This is a genomic window from Streptomyces sp. NPDC048484, from assembly GCF_040651415.1.
Classification (GTDB): domain Bacteria; phylum Actinomycetota; class Actinomycetes; order Streptomycetales; family Streptomycetaceae; genus Streptomyces.
On the sequence record NZ_JBEZJY010000085.1, the window covers coordinates 1 to 22,085 of the forward strand.

14 protein-coding genes and 2 pseudogenes are annotated in these 22,085 nt (G+C 69.4%); 3 read left to right on the top strand and 13 right to left on the bottom strand.

What is annotated here, in order from left to right; genetic code table 11:
- The first annotated feature begins 257 nt into the window (after window positions 1-257).
- Window positions 258-365 carry an IS3 family transposase gene (locus AB0D14_RS42985; protein ID WP_362790425.1) on the top strand — a complete coding sequence of 36 codons (108 nt, stop codon included), beginning with the start codon at window positions 258-260 and terminating at the stop codon, window positions 363-365.
- A 336-nt stretch (window positions 366-701) separates the two neighbouring features.
- Here the strand turns inward: AB0D14_RS42985 and AB0D14_RS42990 are convergent, their stop codons facing one another.
- The 5 genes and pseudogenes from AB0D14_RS42990 to AB0D14_RS43010 form a co-directional block, all read right to left on the bottom strand.
- The gene (locus AB0D14_RS42990) at window positions 702-1,898 is read right to left on the bottom strand and encodes an MFS transporter (RefSeq protein ID WP_362790397.1); all 1,197 of its coding nucleotides are present in this window, start codon (window positions 1,896-1,898) and stop codon (window positions 702-704) included.
- Between the two features lie 224 nt (window positions 1,899-2,122).
- Window positions 2,123-2,913 (bottom strand): annotated as a pseudogene (istB, locus tag AB0D14_RS42995) (IS21-like element helper ATPase IstB).
- Window positions 2,910-4,565, bottom strand: coding sequence for an IS21 family transposase (gene istA / locus AB0D14_RS43000; RefSeq protein ID WP_362790399.1), 1,656 nt, complete (start codon window positions 4,563-4,565; stop codon window positions 2,910-2,912). The pseudogene istB and the gene istA overlap by 4 nt, the downstream one beginning before the upstream one ends.
- A 290-nt stretch (window positions 4,566-4,855) precedes the next feature.
- Window positions 4,856-5,143, bottom strand: a complete 288-nt coding sequence (locus tag AB0D14_RS43005) for a hypothetical protein (protein WP_362790428.1) — start codon at window positions 5,141-5,143, stop codon at window positions 4,856-4,858.
- Between the two features lie 223 nt (window positions 5,144-5,366).
- Window positions 5,367-5,609 (bottom strand): annotated as a pseudogene (locus AB0D14_RS43010) (protein-L-isoaspartate(D-aspartate) O-methyltransferase); the annotation flags it as partial.
- Window positions 5,610-6,059: 450 nt separating this feature from the next.
- On the opposite strand from AB0D14_RS43010, the gene AB0D14_RS43015 reads away from it, so the two are divergent.
- Entirely contained in the window at window positions 6,060-6,209 is a 150-nt protein-coding gene (locus AB0D14_RS43015; RefSeq protein ID WP_362790431.1) for a hypothetical protein, read from the top strand.
- A gap of 96 nt (window positions 6,210-6,305) precedes the next feature.
- Window positions 6,306-6,740 (top strand): cold shock domain-containing protein, encoded by a 435-nt coding sequence (locus AB0D14_RS43020; RefSeq protein ID WP_362790401.1) that lies wholly within the window; start codon window positions 6,306-6,308, stop codon window positions 6,738-6,740.
- Window positions 6,741-7,286: 546 nt separating this feature from the next.
- Here the strand turns inward: AB0D14_RS43020 and AB0D14_RS43025 are convergent.
- From AB0D14_RS43025 to AB0D14_RS43060, 8 genes are all read right to left on the bottom strand, one after another.
- On the bottom strand, window positions 7,287-7,553 hold the full coding sequence (locus tag AB0D14_RS43025) for an enoyl-CoA hydratase-related protein (protein WP_362790404.1): 267 nt from the start codon (window positions 7,551-7,553) through the stop codon (window positions 7,287-7,289).
- 285 nt (window positions 7,554-7,838) lie between these two features.
- Window positions 7,839-8,018, bottom strand: a complete 180-nt coding sequence (locus tag AB0D14_RS43030) for a hypothetical protein (protein ID WP_362790406.1) — start codon at window positions 8,016-8,018, stop codon at window positions 7,839-7,841.
- A gap of 387 nt (window positions 8,019-8,405) precedes the next feature.
- Window positions 8,406-9,407: a beta-ketoacyl-ACP synthase III gene (locus tag AB0D14_RS43035; protein ID WP_362790408.1), complete on the bottom strand. Its 1,002-nt coding sequence runs from the start codon at window positions 9,405-9,407 to the stop codon at window positions 8,406-8,408.
- On the bottom strand, window positions 9,407-11,182 hold the full coding sequence (locus AB0D14_RS43040; protein ID WP_362790411.1) for a fatty acyl-AMP ligase: 1,776 nt from the start codon (window positions 11,180-11,182) through the stop codon (window positions 9,407-9,409). Before AB0D14_RS43040 ends, AB0D14_RS43035 begins: the two co-directional genes overlap by 1 nt.
- Before the next feature lie 121 nt (window positions 11,183-11,303).
- A complete protein-coding gene (gene thiO, locus AB0D14_RS43045) occupies window positions 11,304-12,434 on the bottom strand; it encodes a glycine oxidase ThiO (RefSeq protein ID WP_362790413.1) in 1,131 nt (376 codons plus the stop codon).
- Between the two features lie 61 nt (window positions 12,435-12,495).
- Window positions 12,496-20,931, bottom strand: coding sequence for a type I polyketide synthase (locus AB0D14_RS43050; RefSeq protein ID WP_362790416.1), 8,436 nt, complete (start codon window positions 20,929-20,931; stop codon window positions 12,496-12,498).
- Window positions 20,932-21,122: 191 nt separating this feature from the next.
- Window positions 21,123-21,704 (bottom strand): FcoT family thioesterase, encoded by a 582-nt coding sequence (locus AB0D14_RS43055; RefSeq protein ID WP_362790419.1) that lies wholly within the window; start codon window positions 21,702-21,704, stop codon window positions 21,123-21,125.
- A 51-nt stretch (window positions 21,705-21,755) separates the two neighbouring features.
- Window positions 21,756-22,085: acyl carrier protein (locus tag AB0D14_RS43060; protein ID WP_362790422.1), on the bottom strand; the 330-nt coding region annotated here is incomplete at its 5' end.

Here is a 22,085-nt window from a genome sequence, read left to right on the forward strand (position 1 = left end):
GCATGGGCGATGATGTTCGGGCAGGCACGGTCTCGCTCGGTTCTCATGGGTCTCGACAACCACATGATCACCAGCGCCGTGCCTGCTCTGCTTCCCGGGCTCTTCTCGCACCAAGCTGGGACATGACGCCACGTCACACACGAGACCGGCGAACCGGACCGACCGCCTTCACGCAATGACCCTGGGCTCAAGAGGGAGACGATGCACCAGAGACTGTTCTCAACGATGCGTCAGGCGAGGCTGGAGACTTCCAGTGGCTGACCTACTACAACGCCCGCAGGCGCCACAGCGCACTCAACTACCTCTCGCCAGCCGAATTCGAACAGCAGCATCTGCGAGCAGCTGCACTCTCAATCGCGGCATGAGCCCCTGTGTCCACACTCCGGGGGCCACCTCACCGTCAACCGCCACCTTGGAGCGCACCAGGCGGCCTCGCCCGACGCCTACCGTCCGGAGTTTGTTCTGCCAGCAATTCTCCCTCGCCGACGCCTTGTGCACGCGCTGAACCAAGACCTCGATCGCACCAACGACGAAGAAAATGAGGCGTATGGCTTTGTCGATGAGACAGAACACCGCATCTCGATGAGTCCTGGCAGCGGTTCCTGTTCAGTGAGGCGGAGAATGTCGGTAAGTTTTGACACCGCTTGGGGGCGCTCGGCTCCTTCCTCGGTGTCCTGATGGTGGCCGTCCTTCGGCTCATGTCAAGGTCGTTTGTTCTCGACTGCTGATGAGTTCCGCAGACCGCCGAGCGCCAGGACCATCATCGCCATCGCGGCCCCCGTCATCACGACGAAGCCGCCGTGTGCACCGCCCGCGTCAACCACCCGCCCCACGGCTGCCGCGGCGCCCGCTGATCCCGCCGCGCTTGCGGAGTTGCCCCAGGTGAACGCCTGGGTGAGGACGGCGCGCGGGACCGACGACTCTGTGAGGACGGAGGTGAGGATCAGGAGGACCGGCACGGCGAGTCCGGTCAGGGCGAGGGTGGCGCCGACCGCGAGGGGCGCGTCGAGGAAGGTCAGCGGGAGGCTCGCGAGGGCGAGGCAGGCGGCGGCTGCGGCCTGGCGGCGCCGGGGTGAGCCGCCGTGGTGCCACGCTCCGTAGGCCCAACCTCCCACCAGATTGGTGCAGTTGGCGGCGAAATAGAGCAGGGCTGCCGCGTCCGGCGTGCCGCGTCCAACGGCGTATGCGGCAACGGACACCTGCATTGCGCCGAAGAACACCCCAAGCGCGAGGCCGAGCGCGGCCTGCCGCAGGAATGCGGAGCGGAGCAGGGCGCGCCCGGCGTACCGACGCTCGGCGCGGCCGGTGAGGGGCGGCATGGTACGGCGCTGGGCGGCGAAGGCGAGCCCGCCGCCGACGACGAGCGCGGCGGCGAGCAGCACCCCGGCGCCTGGGCGGCCCGCTGCACCGAGGACGCTCACCAGGGCCGGGCCGGCCAGGTAGGACACGCCGTTGGCGAGGGCCTCCAGCGCGAAGGCGGCGGGCAGTGCGGCAACCCGTTCGCCGGACAGCAGGGCGGACCAGCGAGCGGCTGACAGGGCACCGAGCTGGGGCAGCGTTGCCCCGACGAGCACTCCGGCGACGAGGTCCGGCACGGCGCCGGCAAGCAGCAACGCCACGGCGCCGGCATGCGCGCCCAGCGCGCAGGGAAGCACCCGCGTCTGCCCGAACCGGTCGACGAGGCGCCCGATCTGGGGCCCGGCAACGGCGTCAGCGACAGCGAACCCGCCGGTGACGAGACCTGCGGCGGTATACGACCCGGTGCGTGTGTGCACCAGCCAGACGATGCCGATTCCCGTCATGGCAATGCCCAGACGCCCGACAACGGCGGGAAGGAAGAAGGCCGCGGCACCCGAAGTGCGCAGCAGGGTACGGTAGTTCGCCGAAACCGAAGGCACGGCGTATCCCTTTCGCCGCCCGGCGGGACGCGCCATCGGGGTCGTCGGCGTCCGGATGTGCCGACCCATGGCTGCGCCTGAAGCCGTCCAGTGTCGGCTGGGGCGGGGACGCGCACCCCACGCCGACTTCATCACCGGGCAGATGTCATGTGGTAGTTGATGACCTCCTTGAGCGTAGTGGAACGGAGCACGGAAACGAACAGAGGAAGGGACTGTTGCGATCCTCAGCCTGCGGCCTGTTCGGCCCTGGCTCGGGTCTGGGAGAGACGGAAGGAGTCTGTGCCGGTCTCGATGATGTTCCCGCCGAAGGTGAGACGGTCGACGATGGCCGCGCAGAGCCGGGGATCGTAAACGTTTTGGTCCACCCTCCAAAACTTTCGTTGGAGGCGATGGCGACGCTGTTCTTTTCCTCTCGTTCGGTCAGGACCTGGAACAGCAACTCGGCGCCGCGTTTGTCGAGTTCCATGTATCCCAGTTCGTCGATCGCGAGGAGATCGACGCGTCCGTAGCGGGCGATCGTCTTGGTCAGCTGCTTCTCATCGGCGGCCTCCACCAGCTCGTTGACCAGCTTGGTGGCCAGGACGTACTTCACCCGGTAGCCCGCCATCGCGGCCTCGGTTCCGAGCGCGATCAGCAAGTGGGACTTCCCCGTGCCGGAATCTCCTATGAGGCAGAGCGGAAGTCCCTTCTTCACCCATTCGCAGGATGCGAGGGTGTGAATCACGGCCGGGTCGATATTCGGGTTGGAGTCGAAATCAAATTGCCGCAGGGACTTTTCCCGGGGGAATGAGGCGGCCTTGATCCGGCGCTCGGAACGCCGACGGGCCCGGTCGTCGCACTCGGCCAGCAGCAGTTCCGCGAGGAACCCGCGGTAGGTCATCTGGCCCTTGGCCGCCTACTCGGCAATGTCAGCGAACTGACCCCGGATTGTGGGCAGTCGCAGTGCCTTGCAGGATGCTTCGATGGCCGCGTCGGCGGCCTGCTCGGTCAGACCACGGTGGCGTTTGACGGTCACGGCTCTTCTCCCTCGGGGTTGGGCCGGCCGCCGGGCCGGCGTCGTCGCAGCAACTGGTCGTAGACGGCCACCGAGGGCAGCGGCCGGTTGTCCGGCGGTAGGTGCGCCAGCCTCCGCTCGGTCAGGGACGTGACCTTCGGATGCCCGAACCGGTCGGACTCCGGCCCTTCAGGCAGCACGGTCGGGGCGGTGGTGTCGTCGGCCTCCGCTGCTTTGCGGGCCTCCAGCGCGACAGCGTCCGAGGTCATCGCTCCCGCCCGCAGCGCCGCAGCGATTCCGGCGACAAGGTGCTCGTGCGGCATGTGCCGGCCCAGCAGCAGGACCTCGATCAGCGCCCGAGTGCCGTCCCGGTCGCCGTGCGCCTTGCAGGCCGCTGCCCACCAGGCGTCGTGGACCGGGGTGAACTTCCCCGCCGATCGGGCCTGTTCCAGCGCGGTCGATCCGGGCAGGGCTCCCGGTTTGCGGACCAGCGCCTCCAGATAGTGGTCCAGCACCAGCCGGGACCCGGCCTTGGTCATCAGCCGTTCGTGCCGGGCGACTTCGACGCCGTCGTCGTAGACCACCAGCTCGGAGGCGTGCAGCATCACGCGCACCCGTCTCCCGATCAGCCGCACCGGCACCGAGTAGTGGTTCGTGCGGACGCTGATCTGGCCGTAGCGGTCCACCCGCAGTGCGAACAGCCGGCCCGTCTCGAACGTTTCGACCGGCAACGGCTTCAGCAACGGCTGTTCCGCGGCGAAGTACTCGCCGACCGTCCGCGGGCGAGAGCGGATCCGCCGGGCGTCGTCCTCCTCGTCCCAGCGGTCGACCATCGCATTCAGCTCGGCCAGCGAGCCGACCTCGGGAACGGGGACAAAGTGGTTGCGCCGGAAGTAACCGATCTGCCCCTCCACCCCGCCCTTCTCGTGAGCCCCCTCAATGCCGGGGCGGCAGTAGAAGACCTCGATGCCGAAGTGAGAGCGGAATGCGGTCCACCGTTCGGTCTCCACCCGGGCCCGGTTGAAGCCCAGCACCTGGGCGACAGCCGAGTTGAGGTTGTCGTAACGGACCTTGCCGGTCGGCACCCCGCCGAGCACGCTCAGAGCGTGGACATGCCCTTCGAAGAACGCCTCCTGGCCGCCGGAGGCGGACACCCGGTGCACGGCCTTGCCCGAGTACGACAGGCGGAAGGAGAACAGGCTGCACTTGACCTGCTGGCCAGCCAGACGGATCGTCACGTCGCCGAAGTCGACCTCCGCCTCGGCGCCCGGCCGGTGGGACTGAGGCACGAACGCCTTCGCGATGCCCCGGCCAGCCACGATCCGTATCTCCTCGCGACGCTCCGCGACGTAGGCGCGGATAATTCCGTAGGTGATGTCGTCCGCGCAGTGCTCGGCAACCAGCCGGTCGAAGATCCGTTTGGCGGTGTGCTGCTGTTTCCGCGGTGCGGTGAGATCCGCCCGCAGCATCTCATCGACCAGCCCTTTGTAAGGGTCCAGCCGTGTCCTGCGCGGCGGGAGCTTCTTACGCGGCTCCGGCCAGACCGAGGTCAGCGCTTTGCGAACCGTGCGGAAGCCCACTCCGTACTTACGCTGCAGGGCCCGGCTCGACAGTCCGGCCCGGGAATCACGGCGGATCGCCGCGTACAGATCGACTTTGGACTTCGGCGGCATCCACGCCCCCTCACCACGCAGAGCACCTCAATGCTCCCACCGCAAGCACCCAGGCGGTGTCGAAACTCGGTGATACCGCTCCCCGACAAGACCGGGTGCTGCCGCCGCTGACCGACAGACGGTGTCGCTACTCACGCACACAGCCAAGTGGTCGACGCACGGCAGCGTATGGGCCCTCTACCACCTCCACCCCAGACCCAACGCCCAAGGCCGCACGGGGAGCCTTCTGAACCTCCAGGCGCCAGGGCCTGTAGCGCGGCTGCGCTGGACCCACGCGGTGTGTGAAGTGCTTATAGCTCTGCCCTCCACGCACCGCGAGCGAGTCTCGTTCTGCCGTCCGGTGTGATCAGGACGTGGGCTCCACGCACAGGGAGCTCGCCGTGCTGGAGCCAGTAGGCGCGGATCTCGTCGAGGGTGTCCCACAGGCGACCGCTCCCCCACTGGTGAACCGTAGACGGGTCGGAGCCCACGGCTGTGGCGCGGGGCCAGGAGCCGTCCGGGTGCGCGAGCCACGCCGTGCGTAGCCCGGCGTCTTCCGTGTAGCCGTACAGGATGCCCGGCACCGTGATGTCGAGCATCGAGGCCAGGTCTCACGCCTGCTCGACGTCGACGACCGGATAGGGGCCGGTGGTGACGTCCTCTCCGTCCTGATTCGCGCACCGCGGCAAGAATCTGCCGCGTCTCTGGTGGGTAGTCGGCGCCGTGCCGGGTGCGCATGAAGCCGGCGCGGTCCCACTCGACTCGGCCGACGGCGCTGCCGTCCTGCCGCTTATCGGCAGTGACGATGAGCGATGTGCCGCCGATCGTCGTCACCAGCCGACCGCAGGGTCGGAGCGCGGCGAGCCAGTTGACGGGTACCGGCCGGACGCCGACGGTGGCCACGATGCGGTCGTAGGCTCCGGGCAGTTCGCCGGTGGCGTCCAGCGTCGCGAGGTTGGGGCGCAGTTTGATGTGCTCCAGGCGCTCGCGGGCGGCGTCGACGAGGTAGGGGTCGACATCGATGCTGGTGACCTGGAGGTCGTCGAGGCGGGCGTGCGGGAACATGCGCACGAGCAGACTCGGCAGGGTGCTCGACGATGTCGGCAGGCCGACGGGGTGGTCATTCTGCGCGGCGTGGTCGGCGTGAAGAGGGCCGACGCTGGTGATGAGTGAGCGGTCGCTGTACGCGGTGTCGAGCCATCGCTGATGGTCGTCCTCTCCCACGTTGAGGGTCCATCCTCCAGTGCCGCGGTGCCACCATCGCGGCACGAACTCGTGCCGCGGGATGCCTGCCACCGGGTCGGACCATCGAGAGCCCGAGTGCGTGGCCCTGTCGGCGAGGTGTGCGGCGTGGGCGGTCCAGTTCACTCGGAGGCAGTAGCGGAGGCTCCTGATGAGCCTGGCAACCTCCCCAGGCTCGTACTCACTCCCCTGGGTAACCGGCCCTACAAAGCCGCCCAGGTCGTACCTGCTTGGTGGCGGCTGCGGAACACCCACGACACTCACTCGCCTCGGGTGTTCGCGGTCGTTGGCGAGATCGGGGTCAACATCGAGCACGCACCGGGCCAAGGGCTCGTCGAACTTCTCATGCACCGGACCGCGAGCCCGGAACCGTCCCGGCTGCTGGCCGTCGACGTCTGGTCCGATTCCTCTGTGTCCCAGTGAGCTGTGCACTCGCTTCACCGGGCCCCCTGGCTTATCTTACTAACCCAAGGTGTGTTGGTCCGGGCACGTGGCCCGGTTTGTTTGGGGGTTGGTGGCATGGTTGCCGGTCGTGTGGTGCGGTTCGACGGTGTGCGAGGTTACGGATTCATCGCTCCGCAGGATGGAGAGGAGGATGTTTTCCTGCACGTGAACGATCTACGGATCCCCGAGCACTACCTGCATCCGGGCCTCGCCGTCGAGTTCGATGTCGAGGAGGGCGACCGCGGGCTGAAGGCCACGTCCGTCCGGCTCGCCGACGGAGCGGACGGCAAACCGCACAATCCTGCGGCGCCCGTTGTAGCGGCTGCTCCCCCGGCCAGGCAGGCCGACGGCGACGACTCGCTGTGCGACGTGCTCGCCGCGGACGAGTATCTCCAAGAGGTCACCGAGGTCCTGCTGACCGCGGCGCCCTCACTGACCGGCGAGCAAATTCTGCAGGTCCGTGGCGGACTGCTGCAGTTCGGCAAGAACCACGGGTGGGCCGAGGGCTGAGCGAGCCGAGGGGGGCGCAGCGCGCCCTCCTCGGCAGCGGCCCAGCTACCGAGGTTCGCGCCGCTCCGTGAGCGCCAGCGGCCCCTCGATGGCGTCCTGGCTGTTCCGCCGCCGCTGCTCCCACTCGGACGGGGTGCTGAACCGCTCCTCCACCGGTATGCCCATCAACCTCAGACACCGCCTCCTTAATCGACCGGACGGCAAGCGGGGCGCTGCGCAGCAAGTCGTCCGGCCCCGTGTCGACACACTCGTCGAGCTGTTCGGGCGGCACCCATCTCGTTTGACCAGACCGAAGCGAAGCGCGACGTCAGCCGTCATGCGACGGCCGGTCGGCAGGTACCCGATCGCCATCTTCATCGGAAGCTACCGGGCGAGTCTGAACGCACCGCCGGCACCGGACACCAGGCCGAGGCGGGCCTCGGACAGGGCGAACCGCGTGGTCGGAGGCGGCAATCAGGTCCCAGGCCAGGGCAAGTTCGATGCCACCGCCCAGCGGGTAGCCGTTCACCCGGGCGTTCATGGGTTCGGGCAGGCCGAACCGGTCGGTCAGCCGCGGCTCCCGGACATCGACCGCGGCGCTCCCTCCCAGTCCAGCCGCGTCCGCTCGCGCACATCCTGCCCCACCGAGAAGGAGCGGTCACCGGCGCCGGTCAGGACGGCGCCCCAGGCCTCGTCGTCGGCCTCGAAGTCGTTCCAGATCTTCGCGTGTTCCTCGCGCGTGCACAGGTCCATGGCGTTGAGCACGGCGGGCCGGTCGACCGTGAAGCCGGCGACGCGGTCCTTCTTCTCGTAGCGGACACGTGGCTCCTGCACACCGCTCATTCCGGCTCGCCGTCTTCGCCGCGGAGAAGCGACCGACCTTGTCACGCACGTCGCAGCTGTAAAGACGCAAAGCCTGCTGGAGTGCGAACTCGGTCATGTAACGGCTGAATTCGTCCACTGGATCCTCGGCGAGGTTCAGCATGTGCCGGTTGGCGACCACGGCGGGTCCGCGAAGGCGTTCGACGCTCCGCTCGATGGCAGGGTCCAGCTCGGCGCTCTCGTCGACCAGCAGCCGGGCCTCCGGCTCCGGCGCCCGGATCCGGCGGCCTTCGAGAATTACCTGCCGGGCGAGGCGGGACCCGACGGCCGACTCAGGTGGAGCCCGAGGCCCCGGGGGCAGTACCGGCTGTTTTGCTGCGGCAGGCTGAGGAAGGTGCCCGACGCAGTGAGGACGTGGTCGAACACGAGCAGCAGCTGGGCGCCGATGGCGATGGCGAACACGTCGACCGCGGCCACCCAGGGTTTCTCGACCGTCGGCGCTCGCCAGAGCGCTGCGTCGTCAACGCGAATGCCGCGAAGGGTCTTGTAGATGTGGCCCAGTTCACGTAGCAGTGGAGGTCAACGAGGGAAATGACTCCGGCGTGCAGGGACTTGAGGTTGATGCCGACGCTGAACACCCGTCTGCGCCGGTAGGGAGATGCGTCATCTCGCCACCGCGCAGCAGCCAGACCTCCACGCCGGGGTCGAGCAGCGACCTGGGCCGGGAGTTAATAACGCTGCTGCGCCCTCGATGACAAGGGCGAGTTGGTGCAGGAGCACCAGCATGCTTCGGAGGTTGTGCGGCATGCTTGGGTCCGCCTCCCTCTCGTCTCCCGGCGGAGAACTGCGGCGTACGGCACCCCGTCATGGCAGGGTCACCACCTGTGCCGCATACGTCACGCCTGCCCCGAATCCGGCAAGGAGCGCGTGGCCACCGCCCTCGACTGCGCCGTGCGTGCGGAGGCTGTCCATCGCGAGCGGGATGGACGCGGCGGACGTATTGCCCGCCTCGGTGACATCTCGGGCCACCACCACGTGCGGGGGCAGACGCAGCGCTTTGGCCGCCCCGTCGACGATGCGGACATTGGCTTGGTGGGGGATGAACGCGGCGAGGTCCTGAACGTCGAGACCCGCGGCGTCCAGGGCCTGTTGCCCGATCCGCGGCACGGTCCGCGTCGCCCAGCGGTACACCTCGGGTCCGGACATCCGCAGGGTGGGCCAGCGGGCCGCCCCATCGCGGACATCCAGCCAGGACCCCGAGTGCGCGATGAGGTCCCGCTGCTCGCCGTCGGCTCCCCACACCACGGGGCCGATACCGGGCTCGTGGGCGGGGCCGACCACCACCGCGCCGGCGCCGTCACCGAAGAGGAACGCCGTGCCGCGGTCGGTGGGATCGACGATGTCGGACATCTTCTCCGAGCCGACCACGACGACATGGCCGCTGGCACCGGAGCGAATCAGGGAGTCGGCGACGGCCAGCGCGTGGCAGAAGCCGGCGCAGGCGGCGCCTATGTCCACGGCCGACGCGGCATGGGCACCCATCTGGTGGGCAACCTGCGGCGCGGCGGGTGGGGACTGTTCCAGGTGGGACATCGAGGCGAGGAGCACCGTACCGACCGCGCCGGGTGCGACACCCGCTTGCGCCAGTGCCTTCACCGCTGCCTCAGCCGCCATGGTGACCACGGTCTCGTCCGGTTCGGCGAAGCGCCGGCTGACGATCCCTGACCGTCGGCGGATCCATTCGTCACTGGAGTCGATGGAGCGGATCACCTCGTCGTTGTAAACGATCCGGGCGGGCCGGTACGCGCCGAGACCCACGATGCGGGAGCCCGCGACGGCATCGGCGGAGCGCAACCGGGCCGCCATCACAGGCTCCGCCGCGCGGCCGGGGCGATGGTGCTGAACTCGCCGTCCAGAAAGCGCAATCGGCACGCCCGGCGCTGGACCTTGCCGCTGGAGGTCTTGGGCAGCGATCCGCGGCGGATAAGCATGATCTCGTCCACCTCCAGCCGGTGGGCGTCACGGACAGCGTCCCGGACGCGCTCCCGCAGCCCCTGTTCGCCGGTGTCCCGGAGCACCCGCCCGTCCACCTCCACCATCACGACGAGCCGCTCCGTCATTCCGTCGTCCACCGAGAAGGCGGCGGCGCAGTTGGGACGCAGTCCGGGGGCGGCGCTCTCCGCCGACAGCTCGATGTCCTGCGGGTAGTAGTTACGGCCCTTACGGATGATGACGTCCTTCAGGCGGCCGGTGACGAAGACCTCGTCGTCGTGCAGGAAACCGAGGTCGCCGGTACGCAACCACGTACCGCTGTCCTCCTCTCCCGCTACGCGCGCGGCGAAGGTCTCCCTGGTCTCCTCCGGCCTGCCCCGGTAGCCCCCGGCGACGCAGGGGCCGCTGACCCAGATCTCACCGACCCTGTCCGGCGGGCAGGCGGTGCGGGTGTCGGGGGCCACGATACGTATGCGTGTGGCGCCGATGGTGCTCCCGCAACCCACGACGGGAACGACATCCGGTCCGTTGTCCTCGAAGGCGCCAGTCGCATCCACTAGTACCACCCGGCCCTCCTGGAGGGCGTCGGCCAGGAGCCGGAGCACCGCGGGTTCACGGTCCTGGCGGCTTCCGGACGCCTTCAGGGTGTTCTCGGCGAGCCCGTACCCCGGACACATCGCCCGCGGGTCGAAACCCTGGAGAGCGAAGGTGTCCGTGAAGGCGCGAACCGTGTGCGGACGCACCGGCTCGGCTCCGTTGACCGCGACTCGCCAGGAGGACAGGTCGAGACGTTCGGGCAGGTTGCCCTCCGCCGCGGCCTGTACGCACAGTTCGTAGGCGAAGCTGGGGGCGGCGGAGTGGGTGCCGCGGAAGCGGTCGATCGCCTCCAGCCAGCGCACCGGGCGGCGGACGAACGCTTCCGGGGCCATCAGATAGGCGGGGACACCGGCCCACAGCGGGAGCACCACGCCGAACAGCATTCCCATGTCGTGGAAGAGCGGCAGCCAGTTCACGATGGCGCCGTCGACCCCGCATGGCCACAGGTCGTCGGTCTCGACGACGTTGCCGCGGAAGTTGGCGTGGGTGACTATCACGCCCTTGGGGTCTCCGGTCGAGCCGGAGGTGTACTGGAGCAGGGCGATGTCGTCGGGTTCCGGAGCGGGCCCGTTCCATTCGGCGGCTGCTTCCGGCCGCAGCGACTCGGTGTCCACCAGGGTCAGCCCGGCCAGTTCCGGCTGGTCACCGAAGTGCTCCTCCAGTTCGCGCTTGACGGCTGCCGTCGTGAGGACGGTCGTGGTGCCCGCGTCGTCGGCGATACGCCGCAGCCGCCGCAGGCCCCGCGCCCGCGTAGGAACCTGTACGGGCGCGCCGGCCACGCGCGCGTACATGCAGCCGAGCAGGGCCCGGATGAATTCGAGTCCGGACGGGTACAGCAGCACGGCGCTGCTGACGCCGAGCTCGGCGACGGCCGCGGCTCTGGCGCGAGCGGCGAGGTCGAGCTCCCGGTAGGTCAGGTCGTCCCCAGGGATCTCGCCGTTGCGCAGGAAGACGTAGGCGGTATCGTCGGGCTGTTGCTCGCTACGGAATCTGAGCACGTCCGGCAGGCTGGGCGGCGCGGTCATGGGAAGACCGAGTGCGACGGCGGTCATGGTCTGCACACCTCGTTTCACGGCAATCGATCGTTGCTCTGGGGAGCGGGGCACGAGGCTCGGTGGAGCGGCGGGTTGCCACTCCGCGGCCGGGGCCGCTCGGTACCACCGGCAGCGGCCTTCACAGGGCGAACCTGTCAGGGGAGAACGGCTTGGCGACCTCTGGCAGTTCGCCGGTGACCAGCAGGTCCGCCATGGCCCCGGCGCTCACGGGAGTGAGCATCACCCCGAAACGGAAGTGCCCGGTGGCCAGCAGGAGATCAGGAACGATGGTGCTGCCCAGCAGCGGTAGATCGTCGGGGGAACCGGGCCGCAGGCCCGCGGCGGCTTCGGCGAAGGCCATGTCGGCGACCCCGGGTAGCAGCCCCTGGGCGTCCCGCATGAGCTTCCACAGGCCGCCGACAGTGATGGTCCGGTCGTAGCCCCGGTCCTCGTGTGTGGAGCCGACGACGAGTTCACCGTCGGTGCGCGGCACCAGGTACACCGCGGATCCGCGGATGCGGCCGCGGGTGGTGCGTTTCGGGGACGCGCCGCCGCCGGGGGCGGCGGGGTCCGGACGTAGCCGCAGAGTCTGTCCCTTGACGGGTCTGATCTCCGGCACCACGCCGGGTGGCAGCCCGCCTATCCGATGCGTCCAGCAACCCGCCGCGAGCACCGTTCGGTCGGCGTGCACGATGTCGTCGTTGCCCAGTCGTACGCCGGTCGCGCGGTCGTCGACCAGCACGTCCGTCACTCGGTCGGCGACGAACGTGCCGCCGAGGGACCGGAAAGCGGTCAGCAGCGCGTCGGTGAGGAGACGAGGGTCGATCGAGCCGTCGCCGGGGACCAGCAGACCACCGCTCACCTCGGGAGCCATCATGGGTTCCAGTTCGCGGCACTCGGCGGCGCTGACCGTGCGGGAAGCGACCCCGACCGAGTCCCGGAAACGCCGCTCGTTCTCCAGGACTGCCAGGTCGGCTCCGCCGAAAGCGACTTCCAGAATGCCGTCACGCCGGTATCCCGTGCGCAGCCCGGAGACCTCTTCGAGCTCGGTGACGAAGTCCGGGTAGGCTTCATGCGAAGCCAGGCAGAGCCGCAGCAGTGCCCCGTCCTCGCACGTCTTGTCCGCGATCGGAGTGAGCATTCCGGCCGCCGCGTGCGAGGCGCCGCTGCCGGGGGCGGGGTCGATGACGGTCACGCCCAGGCCGCGCTGGAGGAGCCGCCAGCCGGTGGCCAGGCCGATCACCCCGGCACCGGCGATCACTATGTGCATAGTCTCTTCCCTCCGTCGGCGTGGCGCAGTCCGTGCTCTGGAGACCGGTCGCTGTGCGGTGTCATGCCGGCTGACTTCTGATCAGGCCTGCGAGGTGCCCGGCCAGCGCGGCCGGGGTGGAGTGGTCGAAGGCCGCCGTGGCCGACAGCCGCACCCCTGTCGCCCGGTTCAGCCGGGTGTTCAGTTCCAGGGTGGTGAGCGAGTCGAGCCCTGCTGTACTGAACTCCCGTTCCGGCTCGACAGCGGCCGCGCTCACGTGCCCGAGCGCGGCGGCCACTTCGGCGCATACCAGCTCAAGGACGGTCAGTTCCTGTTCGGCCGCAGGCAGTTGGCGAAGTCGTCCTCTCAGTTCCCGCCCCTCGTCGGACGGCCCGACGGGCAGCGGGCGATCCGAACGGCGCGGCTTGGTGAGCTCGAGCAGTACCGCGGGGACGGTGTCGGGGCGGGAGCGCAGGACTCCTTCGTCGGTCCGCACCGGCACGAGCACGGCCTCATCCCGGGTGGCGGAGGCATCCAGCAGGGCGAGTCCCTGGTCGACGGAGAGCGGTGCCACGCCCCAGCTCCTCATCCGGGTCAGTCCGGTGGGTCCCAGCTTCCCGGCGAGCCCGTCGGCATGGCCCCACAGTCCCCAGGCCAGCGAGATCCCCGGCAGGCCGGTGGCCCTGCGCCGGTGGCTCAGTGCGTCCAGGAAGGCGTTCGCCGCCGCGTAGTTGGCTTGCCCCGCGCCGCCCAGCACGCCGATTGCCGAGGAGAAGAGGATCAGTTCACAGTCCGGGCGTTCACGGGTCAGTTCGTGCAGATGCAGAGCCGCGTCCACCTTGGGCCGCAGCACCGTATCCAGCTTGCGCGGGGTGAGCGCGGCGACCATCTGATCGTCCACGACCCCCGCGGTGTGGATCACGGTCCCGAGCGGGTGCTCGGCGGGTATCGCGGCCAGGGAGCGTTCCAGGTCGGCCCGGTCGGCCACATCGCAGGCCACCACGTCGGCATGGGCGCCCAGCTCGCGGAGTTCCGCGGCCAGTTCGTCGGCACCCGGAGCGCCGGGCCCCCGGCGGCTGAGCAGCAGCAGGCGCCGCACTCCGTGCCTGCCCACCAGATGGCGGGCGACCAGGGCGCCGAGGGCACCGGTGCCGCCGGTCACCAGGACGGTGCGTCGCGGGTCCCAGCGGCGGGCGGGTACGGGCGGACCGTCCGCGGGTTCGTGCCCCACCGGTCGGCAGCGTTTCAGACGGGGGATGGTCAGGTTCTCCCGGCGGACGGCGAGTTGCGGTTCACCGGATTCCACAGCGGCGGTGAGAGCGCCGCCGGCCCCGTCCACCTCGTCCAGATCCACCAGGACGAACCGACCGGGATGCTCCGACTGAGCACCGCGTACCAGGCCCCACACTGCGCTTCCGGCCAGATCAGGGACGTCCTCCCCCGGTTCCGCGGAGACGGCGCCCCGGGTGATGAACGCCAGTCGGCAACCGGCCAGCCGGCTGTCGGCGAGCCATTCCTGAATCAGGACGAGTGCCCGCTGGACAGCGGTCCGCACGTCGGTGGTCTCATCGGTGCAGGAGACGAGGACGGCGTCGGGGGCCGGCTCGCCGCGCCGCAGTCCGTCGTCCAGGGAGTGCAGCGATTGGTAGGTGGCGATCTGGCCTCCGGCCGACTTCAACGCGCCGGTCACCCCGGTGTGGTCGGTGCCCACAAAGGCCCACTGCTGACTGCTCGCGGGTGCGGCCCGCGGCTTCGGGATCGCCTTCCATACGAGCTGCAGCAGCTGGGCAGCGTGTCCTGTGCCCAGCTGCTCGGCCGTCACCGGGCGGAAGGCCAGCGACTCGACCGAGGCCACCGGTGCGCCATCGGCATCGGTGACGGTGATTGTCACCGCGTTTGTGCCGTTCGGCGTGACGTGGACGCGCGCGGCTCGCGCGCCGGGAGCATGTACCCGCACCCCGCGCCAGGCGAACGGCAGGTAGGTGCCGCCGGCCGCGTCCAGGAACGGGATGAACGCCGCGTGCAGGGCCGCGTCGAGAAGGACCGGGTGAAGGAGGAAGCCGCCTGCGGGCACCGTCAGCCCCGAATCAACCTCGACGTCCGCGAAGACGTCGTCCCCACCGCGCCAGGCGGCGCGCAAGCCGCGGAAGGCAGGGCCGTAGTGGAAGCCTCTTCCGTCGAGCCGGTCGTACAGTCCGTTGGTGTCCACCGGCTCGGCCCCTGGCGGGGGCCAGCCGGCCGTACGCGCCGGGGATGCCGGTGACGGGGTGGCGAGGTCGTGGTCCGCGTCGGTCGCCAGGACCGCGACCGCGTGCCGTGTCCACTCCGCGGTCAGGTGATCCTCGGCCCGTGAGTGCACGGTGACGCGGCGATTGCCGGCGGCATCGGGGCCGTCCACCGTGAGGCGGATGTCGACGGCTCCTTGCTCGGGCAGGATCAGCGGCGTCTCCAACGTCAGTTCCGCGACCTGGTCCGTGCCCAGGCGGCGCGCGGCGTGGAGCGCCCATTCCGCGAAGAGGGCGCCGGGGAGCAGGACGGTGCCCAGTACCGAGTGGTCGGCGAGCCAGGGGTGGCTGCCCAGGGACAGCCGCCCCGAGAAGACGAACCCCGAGGTGTCAGGCAGCTCAACGGCCGCGCCCAGCAGGGGATGTCCAGCGGATCGCAGCCCCGCCGAACTGAGGTCCGCGGACCTGGTTTCCGCTTCCGCGAGCCAGTAGCGCTCGCGCTGGAAGGCGTACGTCGGCAGTGCGACACGGGGTCCCGCGTGGCCACCGAGGAGTGCTTTCCAGTCCAGCGCCACACCCCTGCAGTGTAGTTCCGCCATGGCCTCGACCATCGTCTCGGCCTCCGGACGGTCCCCGCGGACGGCGGACACGAAGTGCGCCTCGCCCGACGCGACTCTGTCGGCCAGGCACAGTCGCCCCATCGCCGAGAGCTGTCCGCGCGGGCCGAGTTCGAGGAAGGAGCCCACGCCGTCAGCGGCCATCCGCCGGACGCCAGAGTCGAAGAGGACAGCTTCGCGCACGTGACGCACCCAGTAGGCCGGCGAGCGGATCTCGTTCTCAGCCGCCGGGCGACCGGTCACGTTGGAGATGACCGGCAGTTGCGGCGCGGCGTACCGCAGGCCGCGGGCGATGTCACCGAACTCCGCCAGCATCCCGTCCATGTGCGGCGAGTGGAAGGCGTGGCTGACCCGCAGCCGAGATGCTTTCCGCCCCGCGGCCCGCCAGCGTTCGGCCAGTTCCTCGGCCGCCTCCTGGTCGCCGGAGATGACAACGGAGTTCGGGCCGTTCACCGCGGCTATGTCGAGGGCGCCGGTGCCCCCCTCGATGAGTAGCCGCACCTCGTCCTGCGTCGCCTGGAGGGAGACCATCGCACCGGCGGAGGGCAACGCCTGCATCAGCCTGCCCCGGGCAGCCACGAGGGTGCAGGCGTCGGACAGATTCAGTACACCGGCGACGTGCGCGGCGGCCAACTCGCCGACCGAGTGGCCCATCAGGACAGCGGGGGTTTGGATGAGCCGTTCGACGAGCCGGTACAGCGCGACCTCGAAGGCGAACAGGGCGGGCTGGGTGTAGCGGGTGCGGTCGAGCAGTGCGGCCGCCGTTGACCCTTCCGGGGCGAACATCACCTGCTGGAGCGGACGTTCGAGATACGGGTCGAGGTGCCCGCACACCTCGTCGAGGGCTTCGGCGAACACCGGGAAGGCGCGGTACAGCTCCTGGCCCATGCCCGGCCGCTGGCTTCCCTGCCCGGCGAACAGTATGCCGAATCCCCGTGTGGAGGCGCTGTCCCGTACAAGGCCGGGCGCTTGTCTGCCGTTCTCCAGTGCTTCCAGGCCGATCAGGAAGTGCGCGGTGTCCTGGGCTAGGACGACCGCGCGGTGGTCCAGGTTTGCCCGACCGGTCGCCAGAGAGAGGGCGACGTCCGACAGAGGTTGCCCAGGGCGGCTGGCGAAGTGCTCGCGCAATGCGGCGGCCTGCGCTCGCAGTGCCTCGGTGCTGTGTCCGGAGACCGGGCACAGCACCGGCACCGCGCCGGCGGCCTGTTCCGCGTCCGCGGGCCCCTCCCCGGCCTGGGCGGGCCGCGGAATGTCTGGGGCCTCCTCCAGGATTACGTGAGCGTTGGTACCGCTGAGACCGAAAGAGGAGACACCGGCTCTACGGGGCTGCTCGCCCCGGGGCCAGGGGACTTCCTCGATCAGGGGACGCACCAGACCTGCCGACCAGTCAGCGTGCGGCGTCGGCGTTAGCGCGTGCAGGGTGCGTGGCATGAGTCCGTGCCGCAGAGCCAACACCATCTTGATGACTCCGCCCGCTCCGGCCGCGGCCTGAGTGTGGCCAATGTTCGACTTCAGCGAACCGATCCGCAGGGGATGGCTTTGCTTCCTGCCCCGGCCGTAGGCATCTGTCAGCGCTTGGATCTCGATCGGATCGCCCAGTCGGGTGCCCGTGCCATGCGCCTCGACCATGTCGATCTGGTGCGGCTCCAGCCCGGCGTCGGCCATCGCGGCCCGCATTACTCGTTCCTGAGACGGCCCGTTGGGGGCGGTGAGTCCGTTGCTGGCGCCGTCCTGGTTGGTCGCCGAGCCGCGCAGCAGCGCGAGGACGGGGTGGCCCTGACGCCGGGCATCGGACAGGCGCTCGACCAGCAGCAGTCCCACGCCTTCGCTCCAGCCGGTGCCGTCGGCGTCGGCCGAGAAGGACTTGCACCGCCCATCCGAGGACATGGCGCGCTGCCTGCTGAACTCCAGGAAGACACCGGGCTGCGACATCACAGTCACACCGCCCGCGAGTGCCATGTCGCTCTCCCCGCAGCGCACCGACTGAGCTGCCTGGTGCAGGGCCACGAGCGCGGAGGAGCAGGCGGTGTCCAATGTCATCGCGGGGCCTTCGAACCCGAAGGTGTAGGAGAGTCTTCCAGCCAGCACGCTGGCGGCGAGCCCGGTGAGCGCGTGACCCTGGACCTCCTCGGGTATCTCGTGCAGCCGGGGCCCGTAGTCTCCCGCCATGGCTCCGACGAAGACCCCGGTCCGGCTGCCGCCCAACGACATGGGGTCCATTCCGGCGCGTTCCAGCGTTTCCCAGGCGGTTTCGAGCAGCAGCCGTTGTTGCGGGTCCATGGCCAGGGCCTCACGGGGGCTGATACCGAAGAGCGAGGCGTCGAAGCGGTCGGCGTCGTGCAGGAACCCGCCACTGCGGACGTAGGTCTTGCCGGGGCGGCCGGGTTCCGGATCGTACAGACCTTCCAGGTCCCAGCCGCGATTCCCCGGGAACTCCGAGATGGCGTCGGTGCCGGAGGCCACTAGGTGCCACAGCCGTTCGGGGGTGTCAGCACCGCCGGGAAAGCGGCAGGCCATGCTCACGATGGCGAGGGGTTCGACCTCGCCAGGTCCCGGGGGCGCGGCGGCCACCATGTCCGCCCCATCCATAGTGGCCGCATCCGCCGCGTGCGGGCCATGGGTTTGCTCGAGCAGGAAGCGGGCCGCCTGCTGGGGAGTGGGGTGGTCGTATAGCAGCGTGGACGGCAGCCGCAGTCCCGTCGCGTCCTGAAGGCGGTTCCGCAGGTCAAGCGCCGTGAGCGAAGTGAAGCCCAGGTCGCGGAAGCGATGAGCCGGGTCGACTGCTTCCGGGCCCGGGTGTCCGAGCAAGTCGGCTGCGTGCCTACGAAGCAGCTCCAACGCCTCGGATTCGCTCCGGATGCCGCCCTCCTCCCGCCAGGACACGGCCGCCTCCGTCGTGGGGTGAACGTGACGACGTCCTGCGTCCGCGGCATCTGCCGGGGACGGACCCGCCGCCGAATCCAGCCAGTGCCGCTGCCGTTGGAAGGCGTAGCAGGGCAGCTTGATCCTCCGCGCTCCTGTCTCCTCGGACGCTGCCGTCCAGTCCACGTCGACCCCGCGCGTATAGGCCTCGGCGAGGGACGTGAGGAAGCGGTCGAGCCCACCCTCGTCCCGTCGCAGCGTGCCTAGCGCGGACACTTGACCTGCCGTCGTCTCCTCGCCTCGCGAACTCTCGGCTGTCTCCTCGATGCCCTGCACCAGGACGGGGTGCGGGCTGATCTCAAGGAACACCTCGTAGCCGTCCGAGAGCAGGGCGCGCGTGGCCTTCGCGAAGCGCACGGTGTCACGCATGTTGTGGAACCAGTACGCGTTGTCCAGACCCGCGGTGTCGATACGGCCGCCGGTGACGGTGGAATAGAAGGGGACGGGTACTCCGCGCGGACGGAGTCCGGCGAGCGCCGACGTCACGTCGTCGTGCAGCACGTCGAGTTGCGACGAATGGCCCGCGTAGTCGGTGGAAGGAATCCGGCGCGCCCGTATCCCCGCCTCCCGGCACATGGCCAGCAACTCGTCGAGAACCTCGTTGAGGCCGCTGACGACGGTGGACGCGCTGCCGTTCACCACGGCGATGGACAGTCGGCCGCCCCACTGCTCCACGAGACGGAGGGTCTCCTCCTCGGACCTGGCCACAGACACCAGGCCGCCGCTGCCCGCGAACCGCTTGACGGCCCGGGAGCGCACGGCGACGATCCGGGCAGCCTCCGGCAGTGTCAGGGCACCGGCTACGCACGCGGCGGCGACCTCTCCCTGGGAATGCCCCACAATGGCGTCGGGTTCGACCCCGTGGGAACGCCACAGCTCGGCGAGCGACACCATCATCGCGAACAGCACGCAGGGGACCACGTCCAGACGGTCCATCGGAGGTGCGCCGTCCGATCCCTCCAGTACGTCGGTCAGTGACCAGCCTGTCAAGGGCGCCAGGGCGTCGGCGCACTCCTCGATCCGCCTCCGGAAGACGGGGGAGGAGCGCCTCAGCTCCACCGCCATCCGCCCCCACTGCGAGCCCTGCCCTGGAAAGACGAAGACGGTTTTGGCGGGGCGAGTCGCCATGCCCCGCACGGTCCCGGTGACCGTCTCTCCGGCGGCGACGGCGCGAAGGCCCGCGAGCAGTCCCTCGCGGTCGCTTGCGATCGTCACCGCCCGGTGCTCCATCGGCGTACGGGTGGTCGCAAGCGAGAACGCCACGTCCGCCGGATCCAGCTCCGGTTTCTCCTCCGCCCAGTCGTGCAGTCTCCTGGCCTGCTCCCGCAGGGCCGCTGCGGTCCTGCCGCTCACCGGCCACGGCACTACGCCCGCCGCGCGGCGGGCCGACGGGTCAGGCTCAGCGGCGAGCCCTGCACCGGACGCGGGCGGCGAGGAGATCACCACATGGCAGTTGGTGCCGCCCACGCCGAATGAACTGACCCCGGCCAGCCGCTCAGAGCCGGTGTGCGGCCACGGGGTGTTCTCCCGCTGAACACTCAGGCCCAACCGGTCGAGCGGAACACGGTCGTCCGCCCGTACGAAGTTCAGCTGAGCCGGCAGGACACCGTGGTGGATGCTCAGCGCCGTCTTGAGCAGCCCGGCGATGCCTGCTGCTCCCTCCAAATGACCGATGTTGGTCTTGACCGAGCCCACGGGGAGCGGCGACTCCGCATCGCGTGAGGCGGCAAACACCGTTCCCAGTGCCGCGGCCTCCACCTGATCGCCGAGCCGGGTTCCCGTGCCGTGGAGTTCCACGTACTGCACATCTGCGGGCACGACACCGGCCCGGCGGTGGGCGGTCCGCAGGACCGCCTCCTGGGCCGAGGGGTTGGGGGCGGTGAGGCCCTGGCCGGAGCCGTCGTTGTTCACCGCACTGCCCCGGACGACACAGTAGATGTCATCGCCATCGGACACGGCGCGCGCGAGCGGCTTGAGTACGACCAGGCCACCGCCCTCGCCCCGGACGATGCCGTTGGCCCGCTCGTCGAACGTGTAGCACTGCCCGTCTGGGGAAAGCACGCCCAGTTTTGCCGCGCTGACGGCACTCTCCGGGGCCAGGTTGAGGTGCACTCCACCAGCGAGGGCAAGCTCCGACTCTCCCGAGCGCAGGCTCGCGCACGCCAGGTGCAGGGCGACGAGGGAGGAAGACTGCCCGGAGTCCACCGTCATGCTCGGACCGTGTAGCCCGAAGGTGTACGAGACACGGTTAGCGATGAGCGCACGGTTGAGCCCTGTGAACGTGTACTGGTCCACCGCTTCGGCCCCGCCGCGCTGCGAAGCCAGCGCGTAGTCGCCGGCCATCGCCCCTACGAAGACGCCCACTTGCTCTCCGACGAGGGCGCGGGGAAGTACTCCCGCGTCCTCCAACGCCTCCCAGCACAGCTCCAGTGTCAGCCGCTGCTGTGGGTCGGCGGCCGCCGCTTCCCTCGGCGAGAGCGAGAAGAACGCGGCGTCGAAGTCACCCACACCGTCGAGGAACCCGCCGTGGCGGGTGTTGATTCGACCCGGGCTCCGACTGTCCTTGTCGTAGTACGCGTCCACGTCCCAGCGGTCAGCCGGAACTTCCGTGATGCCACTCCGGCCGTCGACCAGCATGCGCCAGAACGCGCGCGTGTCGGGAGCCTGCGGCAGTCGGCAGGCCATGCCGACGACTGCGATCGGCTCGTCGTACGCGGCATCCTCAACCGCTGCGGAGACTTCAGAGTTGCGCATCGTCGCTTCCACTCTCGAATGGCGGAAAGGGATCTCGGTAGGGGACCGGCGACCGGCCCCGCGTTGGTGCGTGCCGAGGGCATCGGATCCTGTGGGTGACACACGTGGACAAGTGCGCCCGGCCAACGACGGCCGCGGGAGCAGGACCCATCACCGCCACATGGGTGTTGGGCATCGCGCAGCGGCGGCAATCAGTGTGTGGCGGGCGGCGGATTCGTGATGGCGATGCTGATGTCGCCCCGGGACTCGCCCCCGAACTCGTCCCAGTAACGGCACTGGGTACGCATGACGATGAGCGGGTCCCTGATATCGCTTCCCTCCCACTCGGCGATGTCGACGACCTCGATCTCGCCGCGGAAGGACCGGCCGCTCATCGCGCTCCTGAACGAGCTGCGGAAGTCGGTGATGAGGAAGTCTGCCAACTGCCGTTTCCAGTAGTCCTCGGTCGACCACCGGGAGAAGGGATACATGAACCCTTCCTGCACGGCCTTCGCGGCGACGTAGTAGAACATCTGGTTGAAACAGATATTGAACTCGACCGAGTTGAAATGACCCGTGTCGTCGATGTAGCAGGACTCCGGGATCTCGAACTCGCAGGTCGCCGTGATCCGACCGCTTTCCAGCGAGTCGCCCTCCACGGTGATAGTGGCCGCCTTCAGGTACTTGCAGTTGTCGCGGTACGGGCGTAAGACCTGTTCGAGCAGGCCCGGGTCACTCGGGTACTTCGCCCTCACCTCGTCCACGGTGACAGTCCGGTCCCTGACATCGTCCATTCCTTGCCTCCATGCCTTGAAACCACTTGCCCGGCGTCTCGGGTGGGGTCATTACTGGACTGTGCGCTGCGCCGCTGCGAGGAGTTCGTCGACCCCCATGCTCTTGATCGCGGCGGTCTGCTCCTCGGCGGGCTTCTTCCCGAGCTCACTGCCTCCGGGGTTCGCGAGTTCGAGCAGCAGGCTCAGCAGACCTGCTTCCCGTATCCGAGTGAGCGGTATCGATTGCAGGGTCTTGCGGAGCTCCGCTTCCTCGTCGTCAACGGCGGACGTCACCTCTTCCGGCAGCAGTTCGGTGTGGAGGTGGTGGGCGAGGGTGGTGGGGTCGGGGTAGTCGAAGACGAGGGTGGCGGGCAGGCGCAGGGTGGTGGCGGTGGCGATGCG

Coding starts and splice junctions, on each gene's coding strand:
- istA (WP_362790399.1), bottom strand. CDS start 4,565: ATGCCGCCGAAGTCCAAAGTCGATCTGTACGCGGCGATCCGCCGTGAT.
- AB0D14_RS43005 (WP_362790428.1), bottom strand. CDS start 5,143: ATGCTCGACATCACGGTGCCGGGCATCCTGTACGGCTACACGGAAGAC.
- AB0D14_RS43020 (WP_362790401.1), top strand. CDS start 6,306: ATGGTTGCCGGTCGTGTGGTGCGGTTCGACGGTGTGCGAGGTTACGGA.
- AB0D14_RS43035 (WP_362790408.1), bottom strand. CDS start 9,407: ATGGCGGCCCGGTTGCGCTCCGCCGATGCCGTCGCGGGCTCCCGCATC.
- AB0D14_RS43040 (WP_362790411.1), bottom strand. CDS start 11,182: ATGACCGCCGTCGCACTCGGTCTTCCCATGACCGCGCCGCCCAGCCTG.
- thiO (WP_362790413.1), bottom strand. CDS start 12,434: ATGCACATAGTGATCGCCGGTGCCGGGGTGATCGGCCTGGCCACCGGC.
- AB0D14_RS43050 (WP_362790416.1), bottom strand. CDS start 20,931: ATGCGCAACTCTGAAGTCTCCGCAGCGGTTGAGGATGCCGCGTACGAC.
- AB0D14_RS43055 (WP_362790419.1), bottom strand. CDS start 21,704: ATGGACGATGTCAGGGACCGGACTGTCACCGTGGACGAGGTGAGGGCG.